Annotated in this window: 19 protein-coding genes; 18 read left to right on the forward strand and 1 reads right to left on the reverse strand. The window is 36.5% G+C overall.

From position 1 onward, the window contains the following. Positions 1-22 precede the first annotated feature (22 nt). The 6 genes from D7D81_RS06370 to alr all read left to right on the forward strand — a co-directional run bounded on the left by D7D81_RS06370 (position 23) and on the right by alr (position 6,744). Positions 23-754: an SDR family NAD(P)-dependent oxidoreductase gene (locus tag D7D81_RS06370; RefSeq protein WP_125991965.1), complete on the forward strand. Its 732-nt coding sequence runs from the start codon at positions 23-25 to the stop codon at positions 752-754. 583 nt (positions 755-1,337) lie between these two features. Further along, positions 1,338-2,117, forward strand: a complete 780-nt coding sequence (locus tag D7D81_RS06375; RefSeq protein WP_125988377.1) for an ABC transporter ATP-binding protein — start codon at positions 1,338-1,340, stop codon at positions 2,115-2,117. Positions 2,118-2,228: 111 nt separating this feature from the next. After that, positions 2,229-3,500: an ABC transporter substrate-binding protein gene (locus tag D7D81_RS06380; protein ID WP_125988379.1), complete on the forward strand. Its 1,272-nt coding sequence runs from the start codon at positions 2,229-2,231 to the stop codon at positions 3,498-3,500. A gap of 213 nt (positions 3,501-3,713) precedes the next feature. Further along, positions 3,714-4,568: a branched-chain amino acid ABC transporter permease gene (locus D7D81_RS06385; protein WP_125988381.1), complete on the forward strand. Its 855-nt coding sequence runs from the start codon at positions 3,714-3,716 to the stop codon at positions 4,566-4,568. Positions 4,569-4,578: 10 nt separating this feature from the next. Continuing rightward, positions 4,579-5,565 carry a branched-chain amino acid ABC transporter permease gene (locus D7D81_RS06390; RefSeq protein WP_125988383.1) on the forward strand — a complete coding sequence of 329 codons (987 nt, stop codon included), beginning with the start codon at positions 4,579-4,581 and terminating at the stop codon, positions 5,563-5,565. A 48-nt stretch (positions 5,566-5,613) separates the two neighbouring features. After that, entirely contained in the window at positions 5,614-6,744 is a 1,131-nt protein-coding gene (gene alr / locus D7D81_RS06395) for an alanine racemase (protein ID WP_286170277.1), read from the forward strand. Here the strand turns inward: alr and D7D81_RS06400 are convergent. Further along, entirely contained in the window at positions 6,741-7,283 is a 543-nt protein-coding gene (locus tag D7D81_RS06400) for a cupin domain-containing protein (protein WP_125988386.1), read from the reverse strand. The genes alr and D7D81_RS06400 overlap by 4 nt on opposite strands. A gap of 303 nt (positions 7,284-7,586) precedes the next feature. Between D7D81_RS06400 and D7D81_RS06405 the strand changes: the two genes are divergently transcribed. The 12 genes from D7D81_RS06405 (at position 7,587) to D7D81_RS06455 (ending at position 20,976) form a co-directional block, all read left to right on the forward strand. Continuing rightward, on the forward strand, positions 7,587-8,624 hold the full coding sequence (locus tag D7D81_RS06405; protein ID WP_125988388.1) for a TRAP transporter substrate-binding protein: 1,038 nt from the start codon (positions 7,587-7,589) through the stop codon (positions 8,622-8,624). Then, positions 8,617-9,117: a TRAP transporter small permease gene (locus D7D81_RS06410; protein ID WP_125988390.1), complete on the forward strand. Its 501-nt coding sequence runs from the start codon at positions 8,617-8,619 to the stop codon at positions 9,115-9,117. The genes D7D81_RS06405 and D7D81_RS06410 overlap by 8 nt, the downstream gene beginning before the upstream one ends. Before the next feature lie 5 nt (positions 9,118-9,122). Beyond that, positions 9,123-10,397: a TRAP transporter large permease gene (locus D7D81_RS06415; RefSeq protein ID WP_230869762.1), complete on the forward strand. Its 1,275-nt coding sequence runs from the start codon at positions 9,123-9,125 to the stop codon at positions 10,395-10,397. Positions 10,398-10,417: 20 nt separating this feature from the next. After that, the gene (locus D7D81_RS06420; protein ID WP_125988392.1) at positions 10,418-11,185 is read left to right on the forward strand and encodes a M15 family metallopeptidase; all 768 of its coding nucleotides are present in this window, start codon (positions 10,418-10,420) and stop codon (positions 11,183-11,185) included. Positions 11,186-11,377: 192 nt separating this feature from the next. After that, on the forward strand, positions 11,378-12,493 hold the full coding sequence (ald, locus tag D7D81_RS06425) for an alanine dehydrogenase (RefSeq protein ID WP_125988394.1): 1,116 nt from the start codon (positions 11,378-11,380) through the stop codon (positions 12,491-12,493). Positions 12,494-12,702: 209 nt separating this feature from the next. After that, a complete protein-coding gene (locus D7D81_RS06430; protein WP_205739358.1) occupies positions 12,703-12,918 on the forward strand; it encodes a hypothetical protein in 216 nt (71 codons plus the stop codon). 404 nt (positions 12,919-13,322) lie between these two features. Further along, complete coding sequence (locus tag D7D81_RS06435; RefSeq protein WP_125988398.1) at positions 13,323-13,754, forward strand: MarR family winged helix-turn-helix transcriptional regulator; 432 nt, start codon at positions 13,323-13,325, stop codon at positions 13,752-13,754. Positions 13,755-14,171: 417 nt separating this feature from the next. After that, the gene (locus tag D7D81_RS06440) at positions 14,172-14,756 is read left to right on the forward strand and encodes a TetR/AcrR family transcriptional regulator (protein ID WP_125988400.1); all 585 of its coding nucleotides are present in this window, start codon (positions 14,172-14,174) and stop codon (positions 14,754-14,756) included. Positions 14,757-14,761: 5 nt separating this feature from the next. Beyond that, on the forward strand, positions 14,762-14,920 hold the full coding sequence (locus D7D81_RS19425; RefSeq protein ID WP_164522132.1) for a hypothetical protein: 159 nt from the start codon (positions 14,762-14,764) through the stop codon (positions 14,918-14,920). A 161-nt stretch (positions 14,921-15,081) separates the two neighbouring features. Further along, positions 15,082-16,419, forward strand: coding sequence for a TolC family protein (locus D7D81_RS06445; RefSeq protein ID WP_125988402.1), 1,338 nt, complete (start codon positions 15,082-15,084; stop codon positions 16,417-16,419). Then, positions 16,409-17,932 (forward strand): efflux RND transporter periplasmic adaptor subunit, encoded by a 1,524-nt coding sequence (locus D7D81_RS06450; protein ID WP_125988404.1) that lies wholly within the window; start codon positions 16,409-16,411, stop codon positions 17,930-17,932. The genes D7D81_RS06445 and D7D81_RS06450 overlap by 11 nt, the downstream gene beginning before the upstream one ends. Further along, entirely contained in the window at positions 17,932-20,976 is a 3,045-nt protein-coding gene (locus tag D7D81_RS06455) for an efflux RND transporter permease subunit (protein ID WP_125988406.1), read from the forward strand. The genes D7D81_RS06450 and D7D81_RS06455 overlap by 1 nt, the downstream gene beginning before the upstream one ends. Positions 20,977-21,036: the final 60 nt, after the last annotated feature.

The raw sequence follows: 21,036 nt of genomic DNA on the forward strand, positions 1-21,036 counted from the left end.
TACAGCAAATACCTTAGAACGATTGTTTTCATTAGAAGGAAGAGTAGGCATTGTTACTGGTGCTTCAAGCGGTATTGGAGAAGGCATAGCAAAAGTTTTAGCAGATGTAGGTGCTAAAGTTTATGACTTAAGTAGAAGTGGAAAGGGTTCAATTGAGCATGATAATATCGTAAGAATACCAGTAGATATTACAGATAGTAAGAATGTGAAAAAAGTTGTAAGTGAAATCGGTGAAAAAGAAGGCTTAGATTTTTTAATCAATAATGCCGGGACTACTAAAAGATGGCGGGCAGAGGATGTAAGTGAAGAATATTGGGATGAGATACATCGTCTTAATCTGGATGCTGTGTTTTGCATGAGTCAATATGCCTATCCTTATTTAAAAAGATCTAGGTACATAGGACGAATTGTTAATATTTCTTCAATGGCAGCACATTTAGGATTTGAAGAAGTTGTACCCTATTGTTCTACTAAAGCAGGAGTAACTGGTATTACACGAGGATTAGCCATTGAATGGGTGAATGATAATATATTAGTTAACTCAGTAGCACCAGGCTGGATTCCTTCAAAAATGAGTATTAAAGTGATGGATGATGATAGGAAGGCTAAAATTCTTGGTAGAATGCCCCTACATAAATTTGGGGAACCAGAAGATATTGGAACCATGGTCTTATATCTTATTAGTAAGGCGGGGAAATATATTACCGGGCAAGATTTTGCAGTAGATGGAGGGGCCTTAAGTTATGGATACTAATATATGAAAGACATTGAGAATTAATTATAAGAACCTCTTACAAGATGTTTAACTATACTAGTGTTGTTTTAATTCCTTGGTTATATATAATCAAGGAATTTTTTATTGTTAATCAGGAGATTGTGGATAACTTTGAAGACCGACAAATATATTTGTTTCCCTTGTCGTGCGCTACAGCGTCCTGCTTTCGCTTACTGTCGAGAAATTGTCTTTCGGCGTCCATGCCTCCAGACAATTTCTAGAGTCGTCCAACAAATATATTTGTCTGGTTAATAATTTATTGATTAGCTATGTGTAATAAGTAGTTTTGAGTTAAGAAAGCTGCTGTATTTGATTAAGTCTGGCTGGCCGCTAAGCCACTTTGCTCTATAGGCATTTTGATGTTATGTAAATGTGATATAACATTCATAAATGAATTATATTTCCATAAAATACTTGACAAAATGGCAAAATTAAGGTAATATAAGAGACAAGTTAACAAAAACATAACAAAGACATAACATAAAAAAACAATATACTATTAAACAAATTTTAACTATTGCAGAGAGACTGCAAAATAGATTTATAAATAGGGGTGATTTTAATGAGTGATATTGCCAAGGAAAGGGTTATTTTGCATGTAGAAAATTTAAGAAAGCATTTTGGCGGTGTTAAGGCTGTTGATGGTTGTAATCTGGAGGTTGAGAAAGGTAAAATTACTGGTTTGATTGGTCCCAATGGTGCAGGTAAAACCACAACCTTTAGATGTATTACTGGCTTTCACAAACCAGATTCAGGTGTTGTCCGTTTAAAAGGGAAAGAGATTAGTGGTTTGCCTCCTTATGCGATTTTTCATAATGGACTCTGCCGTACTTTTCAATTGACTGGGCAACTGGAAAAAATGACTGTATTGGAAAATGTTATGTTGGCAGCTAAAAAGCAGTATGGAGAGGTTTTCTGGAATAATATTTTGAGGATTAAGAAGGTAAAAAAGCAGGAAGAAGAATTAATGGGGAAGGCAATGAAATTGTTGGAGCTGGTTGACTTGCAAGATAAATGGGATGTTCTGGCCGGAAGTCTTTCGGTTGGTCAGAAAAGATTAGTTGAATTTGCCAGGACAGAGATGGCAGAGCCTGAAGTGGTTTTACTTGATGAACCCACAGCAGGTATTAATCCTACATTAATTAATTCAATGGTGGAATATATTCAAAAATTTAATAAAGAAAAGGGTCGTACTTATTTAATTATTAGTCATGATATGAATTTCATGATGAAATTGTGTAACCCAATCTTTGTTATGAATATGGGAAAGACAATATTAAAGGGAAGACCTGAAGAGGTTATGGAAGATGAAGAGGTATTAAATGCCTATTTGGGTGCTTAGTTAATCTCGGGGGAATGTGATTAAAATAATTGTAGATGTAAATGAGATTTATTTTATTAAGATGGAGTGTACTTTTAAAACTATATTTAAAAAATCAGGGAGGAAATTCAGATGAATAGAAAAATATCTTGTATTGCAATTTTTTTACTAAGCTTTTTGTTTGTAATGACTAGTTTTGTTTTGGCTGCTCCAATTAAGATTGGTTGTATGCTTTCTTTGACTGGCTCTGGTGCACCTGAAAATGGGCCTATGCAACAGGGGGTAATTTTAGCTGAAAAATGTATTAATGAAAGTGGAGGTATTCTCGGTCACGAATTACAGATCCTTTATACTGATGATCAGACCAAACCTGAAGCAGCAATTTCTGCGGTTAATAAGTTAGTTAAAATGAATAATATTCCTATACTCCTGGGGGGATGGTCAAGTGGTTGTTCAATTGCGGCCAGTACACTTACTATTCCTAACCAAGTAATACAGATTGGTCTTGGTTGTACCTCGCCTCAGATTACTTATCTGGATGATAATGATTACTTTTTCCGCACCTGTCCTTCTGATGCTGGTCAGGGTGTAGCCCTGGCGATGTTGGCTAAAGAAAAAGGGTATAAGACAGCCAGTACTATGGTCGTCAATAATCAATATGGTATTGGTATTGAAGAGGTTTTCAAAGAAGCCTGGACAAAAGCTGGTGGAGAAATTTTAGATTGTATTAGGGTAGACAAATCAAAGGCCTCTTATCGTTCAGAATTGAGTAAGGTCTTTGAAAATGCTCCAGATGTGATTATTAATGCAGCTTATCCAACTGATATCACTGTTATCTTAAAGCAATGGTATCAGTTGGATTTTGGAGGTAATTGGTTAGGTGCTGAAGTAGCTAAGGCCCCTACTTTACCTAAGACGTTGGGCTATGAAATTTATGGAGGTTTTGAAGGTGTTTCTACAGCGCTGCCTGAAAATGATAGTCGTAAAATCTTCGATACTATGTGGCAGGAAAAATATGGCGATGAAGAGCAATCTGTTTTTACTGCTCATGCCTTTGATGGTACTATGATTGCAGCTTTAGCTATTGAGAAAGCTGGTACAGCAACTGATAGGGAGGCAATCAAAGATGCAATACGTGAGGTGGCTAATGCCCCTGGTGTAGTAGTAACAGTAAATGAGTTTGCTAAAGCTAAGGAATTGATTGCCCAGGGTAAAGATATTCAGTATGTTGGGGCTTCTGGACCTATTAACTTCGATGAAAATGGAGATGTCTCTGGTTTGTATGAGCACTGGACTGTAGGCGAAGATTTGAAATTTAAGACAGCTGGAAACTTTAAACCAGCTGAAATTTCTGACTTTGCCAGTGAAATTAATTTTAAACTACCGATCTGGTGGGAAGAGTAATTTAATAGATAGGTCTATAGTTTTATTTAAAACTATAGACCTTATTTATAAACATGATTGTGGATAACTTTAAAGACCGACAAATATATTTGTCTTAGTTAAGGTGATGCTGAATCGACCTTGCGTTATAAAAGGAAGATTCAGTGGGGCGGAGCATTAGAAGCACGGTTTTTTTAGAAGCTTAAGATTTAAGTCAAAGGGGAGGTATTTAGAATGCAGTTAGTAGTTAATGGTCTAATCTATGGTATAATTGTTGCGTTATCTACAATGGGGTTAACAATCACAACGAAAATACTGGATTTTTTCAATTTTGCCCATGGTTCAATAATGACTGTTGCAGCATATCTTGTATTTTTCTTTAGTGTAATTAATGGTATTCCCCTGATTATCTCAGTTTTATTAGCAGTAGTATTTACTGTTATATTATCTCTTATACTGGATAAAATGATTTATTCCCATATGCGTCAGGCAGAATCGGTAGCTTTACTTATGACTTCGGTTGGTGTAACCTTCTGTTTGCGAAGCCTATTAAAGGTTTTTTTCGGTAGTGGTGTTAAGGGGTATGACCTCCCAGTCAGGAAAGCTATTAATATAGCTGGTTTACATATTACTTTATATCAAATTATTATTATAATTGTTTCGCTTGTTGTAATGTTTCTTATTCATTTTTTTATGACTAAAACTAAAATAGGTAAATCAATGAGGGCGGTAGCTGATAATGTGGATCTGGCCCGAATTTCAGGCATAGATATGGAAAGGGTTTACAGGTGGACCTGGATACTGGGGACTGCACTGGCGGTACTTGCTGGTTTCTTTCTGGCGCTGGATACTCGTTTAGTACCGATGATGGGCTGGAATATCTTGATACCTGTCTTTGTAGCTATGGTAATTGGGGGTATAGGAAGTATTTATGGTGCTGTAATTGGTGCTATGATTGTTGGTTTATCTATGGAAATTGCCGCTGGTTTTATTCCGCCGACTTATAAATTAGGAATTTCTTTTTTAATGATGATTATAGTTTTGCTCTGGAGGCCGATGGGTATCTTTAAAGAATCAAAGTTGAAATGAGGTGAGTTAATTGGGAGTTGTTTCTTTTATAATATTCTTTCTAACAGTTGCAGTTATTTATGCTATCTTTGCAATCGGTACAAATATTAGCTGGGGTGGTACAGGGCTTTTTAATGTTTCAATACATGGGATGATGATTATTGGTGCATATACTACTGCTATATTAACTACAGCAGCTACCGGGACACGTTTGGGGGGATTTGGTCTTCCCTTTATAATTGGTATTTTAGGGGCAATGATCGCTGCCGGTCTGGCTTCTTTATTGCTTACTCCATTTATTCTTAGGCTAAAAGATAATAATTACTTTGCTTTAGGATGTCTGGGTTTTGCTGAAATAATGAGGTTGATAGCCTTACAGGAAGAAAAAATAACTCAGGGTCCAATGGGTATAGGTATGATTCCTCAGCCCTTACGTGATTTGTTTGCTTCCCGCTTTGCTTATGATATATTCTTTTTAGTATTAGTGATAGTAATTCTGCTTTTAGTTTATCTTCTTATAGAAAAGTTAATTAAGAGTCCCTGGGGACGTGTATTGCGTTCTATCAGGGAAGATGAGAATGTCTCTGTTTCCCTAGGAAAAAATACTTTTAATTATAAAATTCAAACCATAATAATTTCCAGTATGTTATATGGTTTAGGTGGTGCATTACTTGCCCATTTTTATACCTATATAACCCCCAATAATTTTGAGTCTCTCTATACTTTTATAATCTGGATTATGATTATTGCCGGGGGTGTCGGTAATAACCTGGGGGCAATAGCTGGGGCCTTAGTAATTCGTCTGGTCTGGGAAGGTACAATCATAGCAGTTGATTATCTGCCACCAGCTTTAGCTACCAGAATGGGAGATATCAGGTTATTTATTATAGGTCTAGTTCTAATAATTATTATGCTGCGCCGTCCTGCCGGTTTCTTTCCTGAAAGCAAAAGGGTCTCCAGGTTTATTAATAAGCAAGGGTTGTTAAACAAAGAGGAAAAACAGCTGGAGCTTTCTTAGGAATAAATAATAATAAAATAACAAAATTATATATAATAGGTGATCGTTGTGCAAAAAGATGTAATAACAAGACCAGTATGGGTTGAAGTTGACCTTGCTCAGATAAAAAATAATTTTAAAATGATTAAGGATTTAGTTGATAAAGATGTTATAATCATGCCGGTTATCAAGGCTGACGGCTATGGCCATGGGGCTATAATGATAGCTAAAGCCCTGTGTAAAGCTGGCGCTGATCGTCTGGCTGTTGCTCTGCCTGAAGAAGCGGTTGAATTGCGGAAAAGGGGGATATCTTTACCGATTCAGGTATTATTTAATATATCTCCAGAACAGTATCGATTACTCTTTGCTTATGATTTGATTGCTACTGTTTCTGATAGCACTACCCTGGGATATTTAAATAAAGAGGCTCTGACCAGAGGTGTTAAGCTGAAGGTGCATCTGGCGGTTGATAGTGGAATGGGTCGGCAGGGTTTTCTTATAGAGGAAGGAACAGGGATTGCACGTGATATTGCAGGGTATCAGGGGGTGGAAATAGAGGGGTTAATGACTCATTTCTCCTGTGCTGATGAACGTAATAAAGCCTATACATATTATCAGTGGGCCAGATTTAATAAACTTTTGAAGGTGTTGGAAGAAAAGAATATATCTATTCCTCTTCTTCATGCCTCAAATAGTGCTGCCATACTTGATTTACCAGGTTTGCCTTTTAATATGGTCAGACCGGGGATTATTATATATGGGTTGAGGCCTTCGGAAAATATAGTTTCTAGTGATAACTTTAAAAAGGCCTTGAGCTGGAAGGCAAAGATATCACTACTGCGGGAAATGCCTGCTGGTTCTGCTCTGGGTTATGGAGGGACTTATATAACCAAACGCCCCAGTATGATTGCTACTATACCTCTTGGCTATGCTGATGGTTATCCAAGACAGTTGTCTAATAGGGGTTTTGTTCTCATCGGGGGAGAGCGAGCCCCTATCAGGGGAAGGGTATGTATGGACCAAATATTGGTTGATGTAACTGATATTGCTGATGCTGCTTGTGGTGATGAGGTTGTGCTAATCGGTCGGCAGGGGGATTTAGAGATTACTGCTGATGACCTGGCTGAGATTTGTCAGACCATAAATTATGAGATTGTCTGCGGAATTAGTAAAAGGGTGCCGAGAATTTATCTTAATTAAAAACTGGGGGGTGTCATTGCCCAGATAGAAATTGAACTAATATCACCTATATTGATATATTTATGGGGGATGAGACTGTTAAAACGGATACTGTCACCTTCTTCAAGAATATACTCTTTCTCTCCGTATTTAACTAGTAGTTTTCCCTGTAAAACAAGACCACATTCTTCTCCTTGATGACTTATTTGTTTACTATCATTACTCTCGCCTGGTTTGATAACAATTCTTAAAAATTCTATTTTTCCCGATAGATCTGGTGTTAATAATTCGTAGACTGCACTTGAATTTGCCAGTTTAATTTCTTTGCGCTGTGTTTTTTTGACAACAAGATGGTTGTCTGCTTTCATTTCATTAAAAAAATAGCCGATTGAAATATTAAGTGCCTGAGAGATGTTCCACAGAGATGTAACTGATAGACCAATTTTATCTCTTTCTATTTGACTGATCATTCCTGCACTCAATTCAGATTTTTCTGCTAACTCCTTGATAGTCATTCCTTTTAACAATCTTAATTCCTTTATTTTATTTCCTATTTTCAAGTTAAGCCCCCCTCTTACTTATTATATATGGAAATTCTTTTTTCTGCAAAAAATTAATTTCATTATTATAAAATTTATTCACTATAATAAAACCAATTTTAAGTGAATTATATTTGTTTCTCTACATAAATCAGCAATATACTTAATAATAATATAAGATGTAATATTTGCTTGAGGGCTATCGATGTGTTAAAGTTATAATTAACATATAAGTTACATAAACATTACATAAAAATGTGTATATTAACTTATTCATGTTATAATTACCTATTTTTATTAATAAAAAAGTAAGGAGGCAGTTAAATGAGCAAAAAATGTGTAAAGTTAATGTTAGTGTTATTACTTGTTTTGGTTTTTAGTGGAATGGTAACAGCAGCGGGGGTGAAAGATATTAAAATGTCATATAATGGACCAGCCAATATGGAGACAAATCCAGTACACGCCTTTGCTGTTAAGTTTAAAGAGATCGTTGAGTCAGGTACTAATGGTGGTATTTCTATCACACTCTATTCTGATAGTCAATTAGGTAATGAACAGCAAAGAATGGAACAGACTATGAACGGGCCTATGATTAATATTGCATCAAATGCTGGTATAGTTTCTGTTTATCCAGAAATTTATGCAGCCACACTCCCTTTTATGTTTAATAGCTATGAGGCTGCTCATATCTTCTTTGATAGTAGTGAGTATTGGGAAAAAACCCAAAAGGAATTCCAAGAAAAAACGGGTGTTATTTTACTAGAAGCAGTAGAAGAGGGTGGTTTTCTGGCCTTTACCAATTCTAAAAGAAAAATCAAATCCCCGGCTGATTTTAAAGGCATGAAGTTCAGGGCTATGGATGCAGGACAGGTAGCTTTATATGAGTCCTTTGAGGCCAGTGGTATACCGATAGACTGGTCAGAAGTATATATAGCTTTACAGCTTGGTGTGGCAGATGGCCAGATGAATCCTCCCACTTATATTATATCTGGTAGTCTTTATGAGGTACAGGATTATATGACTATGGCTAATATTCAGTATTCCTGTCAGTGGTTAACTATTAATGGTGCCTGGTTTAATTCACTTAGCAAAAATGAACAAGATCTTATTAAAGAGGCGACTGCAGAAGCCAATGGCATTAACCGTATAGCAGTAGAATCAGAGGTTGCCAGTAGAGTTAAATTTATTGCAGACCATGGAGTAGAGGTATATCAACCTAGCAGGGAAGAATTGACAGTTTTTCAAGAAATAGGACAACCAGCTTATTCAGCGTGGATTGAAGAAAAGATAGATAAAGAATGGATCGAGTTAGCGATAGAAAGTGCGCGTCAGGCTAATCAGGAGGCTGTAGGTGATGAATAAGCCTTTCCCAAAGTCCTGTTCCCGTTTTTCTCAAATTATAGAGCGTCTCAGCACCTACTTATCTGGGGCGCTTTTTATACTAAATCTTGTAGTAATAATTGCTAATGTTTTTAGCCGTTATTTCTTTAATATATCTCCGATTTGGACGGCAGAGCTGGCCCGTTTTACCTTGATATGGGCAGTAATGATTGGTATGAATAGTGCTCTATATCATGGAGAACATGTGAGTATTACCTTTCTTAATAAGATTTTAGCCAAAGGTTCTGCCAGAATAATAAACTGGCTGGTACAGTTTGTTATTATCTTTCTTATGCTCTTTATGGTCTACTATGGGTTTAGATATGCTATAAATTCATGGAAGTTTAAAACCTTAGGATTACAAATATCCAAAGGTATACCTTTATTAGCAATTCCTATTGGTGCACTTTTGTTTTTGTTGCAATATATATTTCTACAGTTTTCCTTGTCTGGTAAAAAGGAGGGAAAGAATTGACTATTGTGATGTTTGCCTGTTTTTTGATTTTAATGTTTATAGGTGTGCCGATCTTCCTTTCTTTATTAAGCACAGCATTTATCGGTTTTTTATATCTAGGGGACTGGTCATTGTTTCGTATTATGATTCAACAATTCTTTGGTGGAATGAATGTGGTGACCCTAATGGCTATACCCTTTTTTATTTTGACTGGTAACTTAATGAATAAGACTGGTATAACAGATAGATTACTTAATTTTAGTAGGGTATTAGTAGGACATTTGCGAGGTGGCTTAGGTCATGTGAATGTGGTTGCCAGTATTATTTTTGCCGGTATAAGTGGTTCAGCGGCTGCCGATTCTTCAGCTTTAGGTTCTATCTTGATACCGGCTATGGTTAAGGAAGGTTATCCGCGTTCATATTCGGCAGGTCTTACTGCTGGCAGTTCCTTGATTGGTCCTATTATACCACCCAGTATCTTTATGGTACTCTATGGGACAATGACCAATGTGTCAATTGGAGGCCTCTTTGTAGCAGGTGTGGTACCAGGGATTATGTTAGGGGCGGCTTTTATTATTATGAATTACTATTACTCTAAAAAATACGATTATCCTGTATCTAATGAAAAAGCAGGTTTAGCTGAAATTGTTAGAGTTGGTTTGCAGTCTTTAGTAGCGCTTATTGCCCCCTTGATAATTATCGGAGGAATAGTACTGGGGGTAGTCACCCCTACAGAAGCCGGTGCAATAGCTGTACTATATACTATAATTGTTGGTTTTTTTGTAACCAGACAATTAAAAATGGAAGCCTTTTTCTCTGCTATTTTTGAGACAGTCCGCAGTACAAGTGTGGTATTTGTGATCATGGGGAGTGCTTCTATTATTAGCTGGTTGTTAAAGTGGGAACAGGTGCCCCAGAAATTTGCTGGTTTTCTTATTGCTATGACTGATAACAGTACAGTTTTGTTGTTTGTCTTAAGTTTTATAATATTTTTAATCGGAATGTTTATGGAAGAGGTTGCAGCTCTGACTTTGTTGACTCCAATTATTGCCCCTGTTGCTACTGCCATGGGCATTGATCCCTTTCATTTTGGTGTTGTTATGACTTTGAATATAACTATTGCCTTGATTACCCCGCCAATGGGTGCTTGTGTATATATTGTTTCAGCTGTCGGTAATGTAGAATTAGAGACATTATTTAAGAAGATATGGCCTTTTGTTGCCTTTGCTATGCTTACTGTTTCATTAATTATATTATTCCCAGCTATAACTTTGTTTTTGCCTAGATTATTTGGGTATTAGTCTATATTAAGGGTGTTATTATGAAGAATTTAGATAAATCACATTATAAATTAAAAATAGATTTAGAGAAACCAGATTGGAAAAAAGTAAAAGAAATAAAGATAATTGATAATAAAGAGATGTTGTTCTCTATAAGTGATAAATCAAATAGGATTATAGTTAAGCCGCAGTATTTTATGCAGGGTTTAGAGTATTCTTTGCCGGAATGTTATTGTAGAGGAGGGGTTTTACTGAGATTGAAAAAGGCTGCAGACTTATTACCAGCAGGATATAAACTGGTTATCTTTGATGCCTGGAGACCGACTGAAGTACAGCTGACTCTTTTTGATAGATATAAGGAAAAATTGCTAAGAAAACATCCCGATAAATCTGAAAAAGCCATAAATAAACTTACCGAACAATTTGTTGCTATACCTTCAGATAATGCAAAACATCCTTCTCCACATATTACTGGTGGAGCGGTAGATCTTACTATAGCAAATGCTCAGGGGATTTTTCTTGATATGGGAACAGAATTTGATGAAAACACTAAAAAGTCTGTTACAAATTTTTTGGAAAAGAGGCTTGCCAAGAAAGGAAAACTCAGTCCCAAAGAAGAGGATATTCTTTATAATCGGCGCTTGCTTTATAATATAATGAAGGCAGCTGGTTTTAGTAATTATTATTATGAATGGTGGCATTATGATTATGGCAATCAATTATGGGCTTTTTATAATAAGACACAGGCCTTTTATGGAAAATGTGTATTTAAATTAAATTTCAATCTTGCTTTTGATGTAATGGATTAAGGTAAAACTGTTTTAAATGTTTTTTTTAAAAAGTGTGTGTTCGAAAAGAATTGTTTTAGGTGATTATATTTCCCAGAACGAAGTTAAGGTGCTACCGTTGAGTGAAGTGATATATAATCACCGGGGTATAAGTAGTGACTTTTCTAACAGACTCTTAAAGATAAATTTAAAATAATTTAAGGAGATGGTATTATGATTATTGGCATACCAAAGGAGATTAAGAATAATGAAAACAGGGTTGCTATTACACCAGCAGGTGTGAAAACCCTGACTGATTCTGGTCATAAGGTATTAGTTGAAAAGAAGGCAGGTCTGGGCAGTGGTATTGTAGATGAACAGTATAGTAAAGCAGGGGCAGATATTATAGAACAGGCTGCTGATTTGTTTGCTGAAGCAGAGATGATTATCAAGGTTAAAGAACCCCTAGAGAGTGAGTATGATTATTTTACTCCAGAAAAGATTCTATTTACTTATTTACACCTGGCAGCAGATGAAAAACTCACCAAGGCTCTGATGGAAAAAGAGGTAGTTTCTATTGCCTATGAAACCATACAATTAGCTGATGGTTCTCTACCTTTATTAATTCCTATGAGTGAAGTGGCAGGTCGTTTAGCTATCCAGGCAGGGGCCAGTTTTCTGGAAAAACCCCATGGTGGAAAAGGTGTCCTCCTGGGAGGAGTCCCAGGTGTAAAACCAGGGAGGGTTGTAATTATTGGTGGAGGTACAGTAGGTATTAATTCTGCTAAAATGGCAGTAGGCCTGGGGGCCGATGTGACAATCCTGGATGTAAGTGCTGAGCAGATGAGATACCTTGATGATATCTTCCAGGGTAGGGTAAAAACTATTATGTCTAACCCATACCATATTATAGAAGAAATAAAAGATGCCGATTTAGTTGTTGGTGCGGTTTTAATCCCTGGAGCAAAGGCACCTTACCTGCTTACAGAAGAAATGTTACAGGAAATGCAGCCTGGTTCAGTTTTGGTAGATGTGGCTATTGATCAGGGGGGGTGTATTGAGACCAGTCATCCCACTACACATGATGACCCTGTCTTTGTTAAAGATGGTATAATTCACTACTCAGTGGCCAATATGCCGGGGGCAGTTGCCAGGACTTCAACATATGCCCTGACTAATGTCACCTTACCATATGCCCTTGAACTGGCAGATAAAGGTTATCAGCAGGCCTTAAAGGATAATAAATCTTTAGCCAAAGGCTTAAATGTATGTGCTGGTAAAATTACCTATCAGGCTGTGGCTGAGGCCTTTGCTATGGAGTATGTTGATTATCAAGCTGTAATATTATAAATTTGATGAATTAACTTTTCCCAGAATTCCGGTTATTTAAATGACTGGAATTCTCTTTCTAATTCTTTGATTTTTTTCTTATTAGACTATTTAGACTTTGGCATTGTGTTATATTTATAATATAAAATCAATAATTGAATTAAAATCAGGGTAGCGAGCGATGCTGATATGTGCTAAAATTAATAAAGGGGTTGATGCTTGTGAACGGGTTGGAAAAAAAGATTGACACATTTTTAGAGGGCTTCGGTAATTTTAAAATTGATATTGATCAAAGACTATCTAATATTGAGAATGACATCAGCAAAATTAAGGAAGACATAAGGGAGATAAAGGATGATAATAAAAGAAGCAACAACATAGCTAACCTAGCGTTAAACCATGCAGCGCAAAACAGATTGGATATAGCCGATTTGAAAAATTCATAGTATGAACCTTTAGCCCCTGGATCTGATCCGGGGGTTTTTCTTCGCTTTATTTTTTTGACATCCTCCCCGTCTGTTTGTAAAACTTATGAACAGAGGTAGAAGTATCACCACCTAAATTAAAAATAATGAAGATAGGGTAGCAATTACACCGGCAGGTGTAGAAAGTATAATTTTAAATTATTAGAATAATTCTAAACTTGACAAAAAATGTGAGAGTATGTTATTATATATAATACGATATTCATATTATATGAATATCGTATTATATATTTTTCGAGCTAGAGCAAACTATAAAGTTGTGGTCTGAACTTTTATATTTGTATAATATTGAATTTTTAAAGGTCAATTTTTGGGTATTTTCATACTAAATGTTTAGCACATTTTAAACAACTGGGGTGTTAAAGATGGGTATTGACGAAAAAGCTAGAGAGGTTGATGAGACTTTTTTCAAGATTATCTTAAATGAATTCTACCAACTTTCAGTTCTGGATGAGAACTTAAGAATAAGAGAATTATTGATTATTAAATATTTAGGAAAATATAATTCTACAATTATGTCTAAGTTAACTTCTGTTTTTGCTACCCCTCCCACAACTATGACTAGTATTGTTAATAGACTGGTAGATAAAGGTTATGTTAAGAGGAGGCGGAGGGATGATGACCGAAGAATAGTTGAAATATTACTTTCCCAAAAGGGACAGAAATTTTATGATAATCACCAAAAAAAGGGTCGTGATAGGATCATAAAATTGCTATCTATTTTATCTGAAAGAGAACAGGAAGTATTTCTTGATCTGGCTGTTAAAATGAGTAATAATTATAAAATTGATAAATAGCTGTTAATCCCTTGACAAAAGAGAGGAATTATGTTAAATTATTAATGCTAAAATTGAATTATTCATATTTCGCATACACTAAACAGTCTTATACTTGTAAAAACTCCAATTTTTTTTAAAATAATAATACGAAAATCGCATTTAACTAAAATTGAATAACACGAAATTTAAAATATATTCTTATGATTCAAAAATTTTGAAAGCATCGAGAAAGTGGATTTAAGATTTTAATTAAAATTTTGAAGGAGGAGATATAGTTGTGATAGGGATAATTTAAAGACTACATATATTAAACCAAACATTAAAGTAATTATTTTAATTGGTGAATTAAAGAACAAAGAGACGATAATCTGAGATTTATTAAAGGATTTATCTATACTTTAGATAGACTGACTGCTTAGTCGGGAGGAGGAGTTAATGGCTGAGAGCACCAAAGGAAGGATTTTAAAGGCAGCAGTTTACATGTTTTCTGTCTATAATTATTATACTACTTCAATGGCAATGATTGCAGAAAAGGCAGGTGTCAGCAAGGGTACACTTTACTGGCATTTTGCAAGTAAGGAGGAACTATTTAGAGAATTGCTGGTAAAAGCAGTTGCTTATTTTATTAAAGTTTTTAAAATAACTGCCCAAAAAAGTAATATATCTGCTGTTGAGAAACTAGATGAAATAATAAAGCTGACTGTTGAGATATCAGAAAAAAAATCTAAAATGAGAAATATTCTAAGTAACAATTTCCAGTTTGTAAGTCAAGAGTCTAAACAGAAGCTTTTGGAAAAACGAGAAGAAATTATCGAAGTTTTAATAGGGATAGTTAAACAGGGTATTAAAGAAAAAGCAATTAAAGACGGAGATCCACATCAACTAGCAATTGCTGTACTGGCTGTTATCTTTAACCCTCATGGAAGTTGGCTAATTGACGAGTTAAGAGATAAGGAAGAACAAGCTAACTTTATTTTTGGGTTTATTATGAATGGTATATCTACGAAAGGAGAACTATAATAATAGTGATTACCTTACTAGCAATAATAATGATATCTACACTACCTGTTTTTGCTGCTGAAGACTTAAGTCTGGAAAAGGCAGTTAAAAGGGCAGTTCTGCAAAATAGACAACTGGAAAATACCCGCCATGGGATTAGCAGTGTAGAAAAGGATATAATTTGACAATTAGGTCATATTATCCAAGTGCTTGAATAAGAAAATAGCTACCTATGCTTTAGAGATTGCCAAGGCCAATTATGAGCAGCAAAGTGAAGATAATTAGTTATGAAAGCATATTATCAAGATGTAATTTTTAAATACAATCAGGAAAGGAGTCAATAATTTTGACAGATAAATTTTTTAATAAAAAATATATGATGGTGTACATAGTATCTTTATTGATTGTTTTGACTATTCCTATTAGGGCTGAAGGGGAACTTAATCTTGCTAATGCAATAGAAGTTGGAATAAAAAATAATATTACCCTTAAAAATAGTAGATCGAATTTAGAAAAGTCTAGATACCAATTTGAAGAGGCTAAAGATACTTTGAAACCAGATCTGCAATTTTCTAGTAGTTATACTAGATTAGAAGATGCCCCTATTCATTTTGACCCAAGTTCTCCGGATTTTTTTAGTGAAGACACTAAGAATAAATATAGTGCTGGCCTGACTTTATCACAACCACTTTACCAGTCTCTATTTTCGGGTATTGATCTGGCCCAAAAGAATGTTGAATTGGCCGAGCTGCAGTATAAACAGAGTAAAGAAGAGATTATTTATCAAATTATCAGTACTTACTATAACGTTCTTAAGGCCCAAAATAAGGTGGCTATTCAGGAGGAATCTTTAAAGATAGCTCAGGAACACGAAAGAGTAGCAAAAGCTCGTTATGATGCCGGAGTAGTCTTGAAGACAGACCTCCTAAAAAGTACTATTGATAAACAGAACATCCAGAAACAGCTTTTTAGCTCCCGTAATCAGTTGAAAACAGCGAAAAGAAATCTAGCTGTTTTGATCGGGATTGACCAGGACCAATCGCTTGTTATTGGGGAAGAGGATTATCAACCTGAGATTTCTCTTGATACAGCTAAACTATATAATTTAGCTGTTAATAATAGCCTTGATTTAAAAATAAATTCAGTTAATCAGAAAATGACTGAATATAACAAGACAATAAATGATTCTCTTTATAAACCAAAGCTAAATCTTAGTGGAGATTATAGTACAGAAGGATATTCGGATCTTGACCTTAGTGATGGTAGCTGGTCGCTAACAGCAAGTATCACGGTTGATCTCTATGATGGTGGGGTTACTGCTGATAAAAAGAATCAGTATGATGAAGAACTAAAGCAGCTGCAAAATTCCCGGGATAATTTTAAAGAGGAATTAAAACTAAATATCAATACTTTGCTTAATACGATTAATGAGTTGAATGAAACTATTTCTATTGAAGAATTGAGTTTGGAGAATGCCCGGGAGAATCTCAGAATTGCTAATAAAAGCTATAAGGCAGGAACCGGAACTAATCTTGATGTGATTGATGCGCAGACTTCTTACCGACAGAGTCAGATTAATCTCTCTGAATCAAGATATGAGTATAAAATTCAACTATTTAATATCTTAACTAAGACAGGACAGATTATAGATTATTATGAAGGTGTGATTAAAAATGAACAATAAAAAATTCCTATCAATTTTTGCTATAATGATAGCCGTAGTCTTTTTGCTTAATAGTTCGATATATGCAGATTCTTTTCCAGTAAAAACTACAGCTGTGGAAAAAGGTCAAATCAGTATTAGTGAAAAGATTACTGCCAAATTTACTCCCTATAAGACCGTTCAGATCCCAGTCCAGACCAGTGGTGTTGTAGATGAGTTAAATGTTGATGTTGGTGATCTGGTGGAGAAAGACGAGGTTTTATTAAAACTTAATCAGGATAAGTTGACTGCTCAGTTAAAACAGGCAGAAGCAAATTTAAAGGCTGCTCAGGCTAAATTGGAAGAACTGCAAAACGGTGCTACAGAAGAAGAAATTGCGAAAGCTGAAGCTTCTTATGAACAGGCTCAAGCCTCTTTAGAAAGTGCCCAGATAAACTATAAATATGCCCAGACTACTTTAAATGACAAGCGGAGTATAAAACAGGCTTTAAATGATGCCAAAACCAAGCAGGAAACGGCAGCAAAACAGCTTGATGCTGCTAAAGAAACCTATAATCAGGCGCAAAATGATTTGGAAAAGGCTCAGAATGATTTTGAGCGGATAAAATCACTTTATGAGGAAGAGGCGACCACCAGGGAACAATATGATAATTACAAGACAGCACTGGAAAATGCTCGCAGTCGTCTGGCCAGTGCTAAATCAAATCTGGAAAGTGTCAAGATAAGTTATCAGGGGGCTGAAATCAATTATCAGATTGCCCAGGAGAATTATCAATCACCTACACAGTTAAACCAGCAGCTGGAGTCAGCCCAAAATCAGATAGCTATTGCTCAGGCCAATGTCAATCTGGCTAAGGCTTCTCTTGATGATCTTAAAAATGGTACCCGTCTGGAAGAGATTGCTGCTGCAAAGGCTAATGTTCTACAGCTAGAAGCAGCTGTCCGTTTGAGCAAACTGAATTTGGAAGATACCGTTGTGCAAAGTCCCTTAGCTGGTTCTGTGGCTGAGGTAAACCCAGAAGTAGGGGAGATGGTTAATGATGGGTCAACGGTAGTTACAGTGATTGAGACTAATAAATTATATGCTGAGGCTTTTGTCACCGCTGATCTGATCAAAGATTTACATAAAGGTGATCAGGTTAAGGTTAAAGCAAAGGTTTTCTCTGAATTTAGCGATGGAATAATTGAGCGGGTAGCTCCTACCGTCGATCAGCAGAAACAGACCTATCTGGTTAAAGTGCGGGTTGATAATCAGGAGAACCAGCTGATGTCCGGTATGTTTGCCGATGTTTATTTTACTAGCAGTAGCGAAAAAGAGACTATTGTTGTACCTTTGGATGCTGTTCTGGACGTAGACAGTAATCCCCATGTCTTTAAAGTAATTAATCATAAGGCTGTTCGGGTAAATGTTAAAACTGGCATTATAAATGGAGACAAGATTGAAATTTTAAAGGGCCTTACTGAAAAAGATCAAATAATCGTCAGTGGGCAAAATAATGTTGTCGACGGAGATAGGGTCGAGGTGGTAGAGTAATGAAGATTGCTGATTACTCAATTAATAAGAAAATAACAGTACTGATGGTAGTCATTATGATCCTGATTTTTGGTTACATCTCCTTTACCCGTCTTGGTATTGATCTTTTTCCGGATATTGATTTTCCAGTAGCGGCAGTTATTACTAATTATAGTGGTATTGCTCCGGAAGAAATGGAATCACTGGTAACCAAGCCGATTGAGGAGCAGCTGGCGACTGTCGATGATGTAAAGACTATCAGTTCAACCTCCAGTATGGGGCAATCAACTGTTGTAGTCGAATTTAACTGGGGGCGTGATCTTGACTTTGCTGCGCTGGATATTAGAGAAAAGATAGATACAATTAGAGATGCTTTACCTGATGATGCTGATGACCCGCTAGTTATGAAATTCGATCCAAACTCTTTTCCGATTATGACTTATGCGGTTGGTGGAGATTACTCGCTGGATACACTGAAAGAAATGGCTGATAATGAAATTGAACCCCGTCTGGAAAGAATTGCGGGAGTAGCTTCTGTAAATATAACCGGAGGGAAAGAACGAGAAATTTTAGTAGAACTCGATCAGAATAAGATGGAAAACTACGGAGTTAGTATTAGCTCTATTATCCAGGCTATCAGCAGTGAAAACACTAATATATCGGCTGGTAATTTTACCAGGGGTAGCAAAGACCTGTTGGTCAGGACAATGGGCAAATTCACTGATGTCGACTCAATTGGGGAGATATCTATTCCCGTTTCCGGAAATCAGGGTTTTGTCCCCCTGGACAAAATAGCAACAGTTACCGATACATTTAAAGATATTGAAGAAATATCCCGGGTAAATGATTTGACCAGTATCGGTATTTCGATTACCAAACAATCAGGTACAAATACTGTTGCAGTCGCTAAAAAGGTCAAAGCAGAGATGGCCGAGATAATAAAAGAGATGAATCTCAAAAGTGACCTTATTGACGACGATTCCGAGTTCATTGAGAATGCGATTAATAATGTTGTTAGTAGTGGTCTGATCGGGGCAATACTGGCTGTTGTAATTCTTTTTATTTTTTTGCGGAATATTTCCAGTACGATTGTTATTGCTGTCAGTATCCCGATTTCAATTATTGCGACCTTTGTGCTGGTTTATTTTGACGGTTTATCGTTAAATATGATTTCGCTGGGTGGTTTAACTCTTGGAGTGGGAATGGTGGTCGATAACTCAGTTGTAATTTTGGAGAATATCTACCGGCACCGGGCCAGTGGAATGAGTCGTTTGGAAGCAGCCAGTGAAGGTGCTTCAGAGGTTAGTACTGCTATTATCGCTTCTACTATTACAACTATCTCTATCTTTGTGCCGATGGTTTTTATGGAAGGACTGGCTTCCCAGATCTTTTCAGAATTAGCGCTGACAATTTCTTTTGCTTTACTGGCTTCGCTGGTAATTGCTTTAACAGTAGTTCCGACTCTTTCTGCTGTAATATTGCATGTTAAAGATAAAGACCGGGAAAGGCACGAAAATGATGGACCGATAACCCATTTTTACCGAAATACCCTGAAATGGAGTGTCAAACACCGTGGTTTTGTGCTTATCTTACTGTTGGTGGTTTTTATAGGTAGCCTTGGTTTAGCTAAGAAAGTTGGGTTTGAGTTTTTTCCTGCCTTTGATCAGGGAGAGTTTACAATTAATCTGGAAATGCCGAATGGGACGGTGTTGGAGAAAACCAATCAGGTTATTAAGCAGATTGAAAAAGAGGTCAAAAAGATTTCTGAAGTGGAGACATATTATGCTACAGTTGGAACTACCAGTAGTAATACAATTTCTGGTAGTATAAGTTCTGAGGGTTCTATAGATGTCAGTCTGGTCGATGAAGGACAGAGGGAGCGGTCGACTAAAGATATTGTTGAATTGTTGAGAAATAAATTAAATATCCCTGATGCTGATATTACTATAGCTGAGTCCTCAATGGGTCCAACCTCTTCATCTAATCCGATCGATATTAAGATACTGGGTGATGATCTGGATACACTGGAGGTTCTGGCTGATAAAGTTGTAGCTGAGATAAGTCAGGTCGAAGGGGTCCGGGAAGCAGATAGCAGTATCTCGGAAGGTGAACCTGAACTTCATATTAATATTGACCGGGAGTTAGCGGCCCGTTATAATCTGCGAACCGGACAGATCGGTGATATTGTCGATACTGCGGTTGATGGCAAAGCGGTCAGTCAGTATGAAGAGGGCGATGACGAATATGATATAACTGTCAAGTTCAAAAATGACGAGAGTAAAGGCCTGGATGAGATTAGAAATCTGTTGATTCCGACTTCAAATGGGGCCAAAATTACCCTGGGTAGTGTTGCTAATTTGCAGCTAACTACCGGTCCTCAGGAAATCAACCGGGAGGATCAAGAGAGATATGTGGAGGTAACCGCTAATCTTTATAAAGTTCCGCTGGGAACAGCAATGGCTAACATCAGGGAGCGTTTGAATAACCTTGATCTCCCTGCTGGGTATGGTATTGAATATGGCGGAGATACAGAAGATATGATGGAATCTTTCGGTCAGATTGGTTTTGCTTTAATACTTGGTATAGTCTTACTTTATATGGTTATGGCTTCCCAATACCAGTCATTATCACAACCCTTTATCATTATGTTCACTGTACCGATGGCTTTGATTGGAGTTATCCTTGGTCTGTTTATTACTGGTCAAACTTTTTCACTGCCTGCAGGAATCGGTTTGCTGACTCTGATCGGGATAGTTGTTAATAACGCGATTGTGCTGGTTGATTATATTAATACCTTGCGCGAACGGGGTCGGACTATTATGGAGGCAATAATTGAAGCAGGGCCGATCCGTCTGCGGCCGGTTATGATGACTGCCTTGACGACGATTCTGGCTTTGATTCCTATGGCAATGGGAATTGGAGAAGGAACAGAGATACAGCAGCCGATGGCGATAGTTATTGCCAGTGGTCTAGGTTTTTCAACTCTTTTGACCCTTTATATAATTCCAATCTTATATTCCTATGTTGTTCCTTTTACTGAGTGGGTAAAGAGTAAGTTCAATTAGTGAATAATAACAGAAACCGGATTTATTATAGAATCCGGTTTCTGTTATTATTAATATTAT

The sequence above is a fragment of the Halocella sp. SP3-1 genome (assembly GCF_003953885.1).
Classification (GTDB): Bacteria; Bacillota; Halanaerobiia; order Halanaerobiales; family DTU029; genus Iocasia; species Iocasia fonsfrigidae.

Excerpts from the sequence above, each read along its gene's own strand:
- D7D81_RS06375 (WP_125988377.1), top strand. The coding sequence starts at position 1,338 with ATGAGTGATATTGCCAAGGAAAGGGTTATTTTGCATGTAGAAAATTTA.
- D7D81_RS06440 (WP_125988400.1), top strand. The coding sequence starts at position 14,172 with ATGGCTGAGAGCACCAAAGGAAGGATTTTAAAGGCAGCAGTTTACATG.
- D7D81_RS06385 (WP_125988381.1), top strand. The coding sequence starts at position 3,714 with ATGCAGTTAGTAGTTAATGGTCTAATCTATGGTATAATTGTTGCGTTA.
- D7D81_RS06405 (WP_125988388.1), top strand. The coding sequence starts at position 7,587 with ATGAGCAAAAAATGTGTAAAGTTAATGTTAGTGTTATTACTTGTTTTG.
- D7D81_RS06420 (WP_125988392.1), top strand. The coding sequence starts at position 10,418 with ATGAAGAATTTAGATAAATCACATTATAAATTAAAAATAGATTTAGAG.
- ald (WP_125988394.1), top strand. The coding sequence starts at position 11,378 with ATGATTATTGGCATACCAAAGGAGATTAAGAATAATGAAAACAGGGTT.
- D7D81_RS06410 (WP_125988390.1), top strand. The coding sequence starts at position 8,617 with ATGAATAAGCCTTTCCCAAAGTCCTGTTCCCGTTTTTCTCAAATTATA.
- D7D81_RS06455 (WP_125988406.1), top strand. The coding sequence starts at position 17,932 with ATGAAGATTGCTGATTACTCAATTAATAAGAAAATAACAGTACTGATG.
- D7D81_RS06450 (WP_125988404.1), top strand. The coding sequence starts at position 16,409 with ATGAACAATAAAAAATTCCTATCAATTTTTGCTATAATGATAGCCGTA.
- D7D81_RS06435 (WP_125988398.1), top strand. The coding sequence starts at position 13,323 with ATGGGTATTGACGAAAAAGCTAGAGAGGTTGATGAGACTTTTTTCAAG.
- D7D81_RS06380 (WP_125988379.1), top strand. The coding sequence starts at position 2,229 with ATGAATAGAAAAATATCTTGTATTGCAATTTTTTTACTAAGCTTTTTG.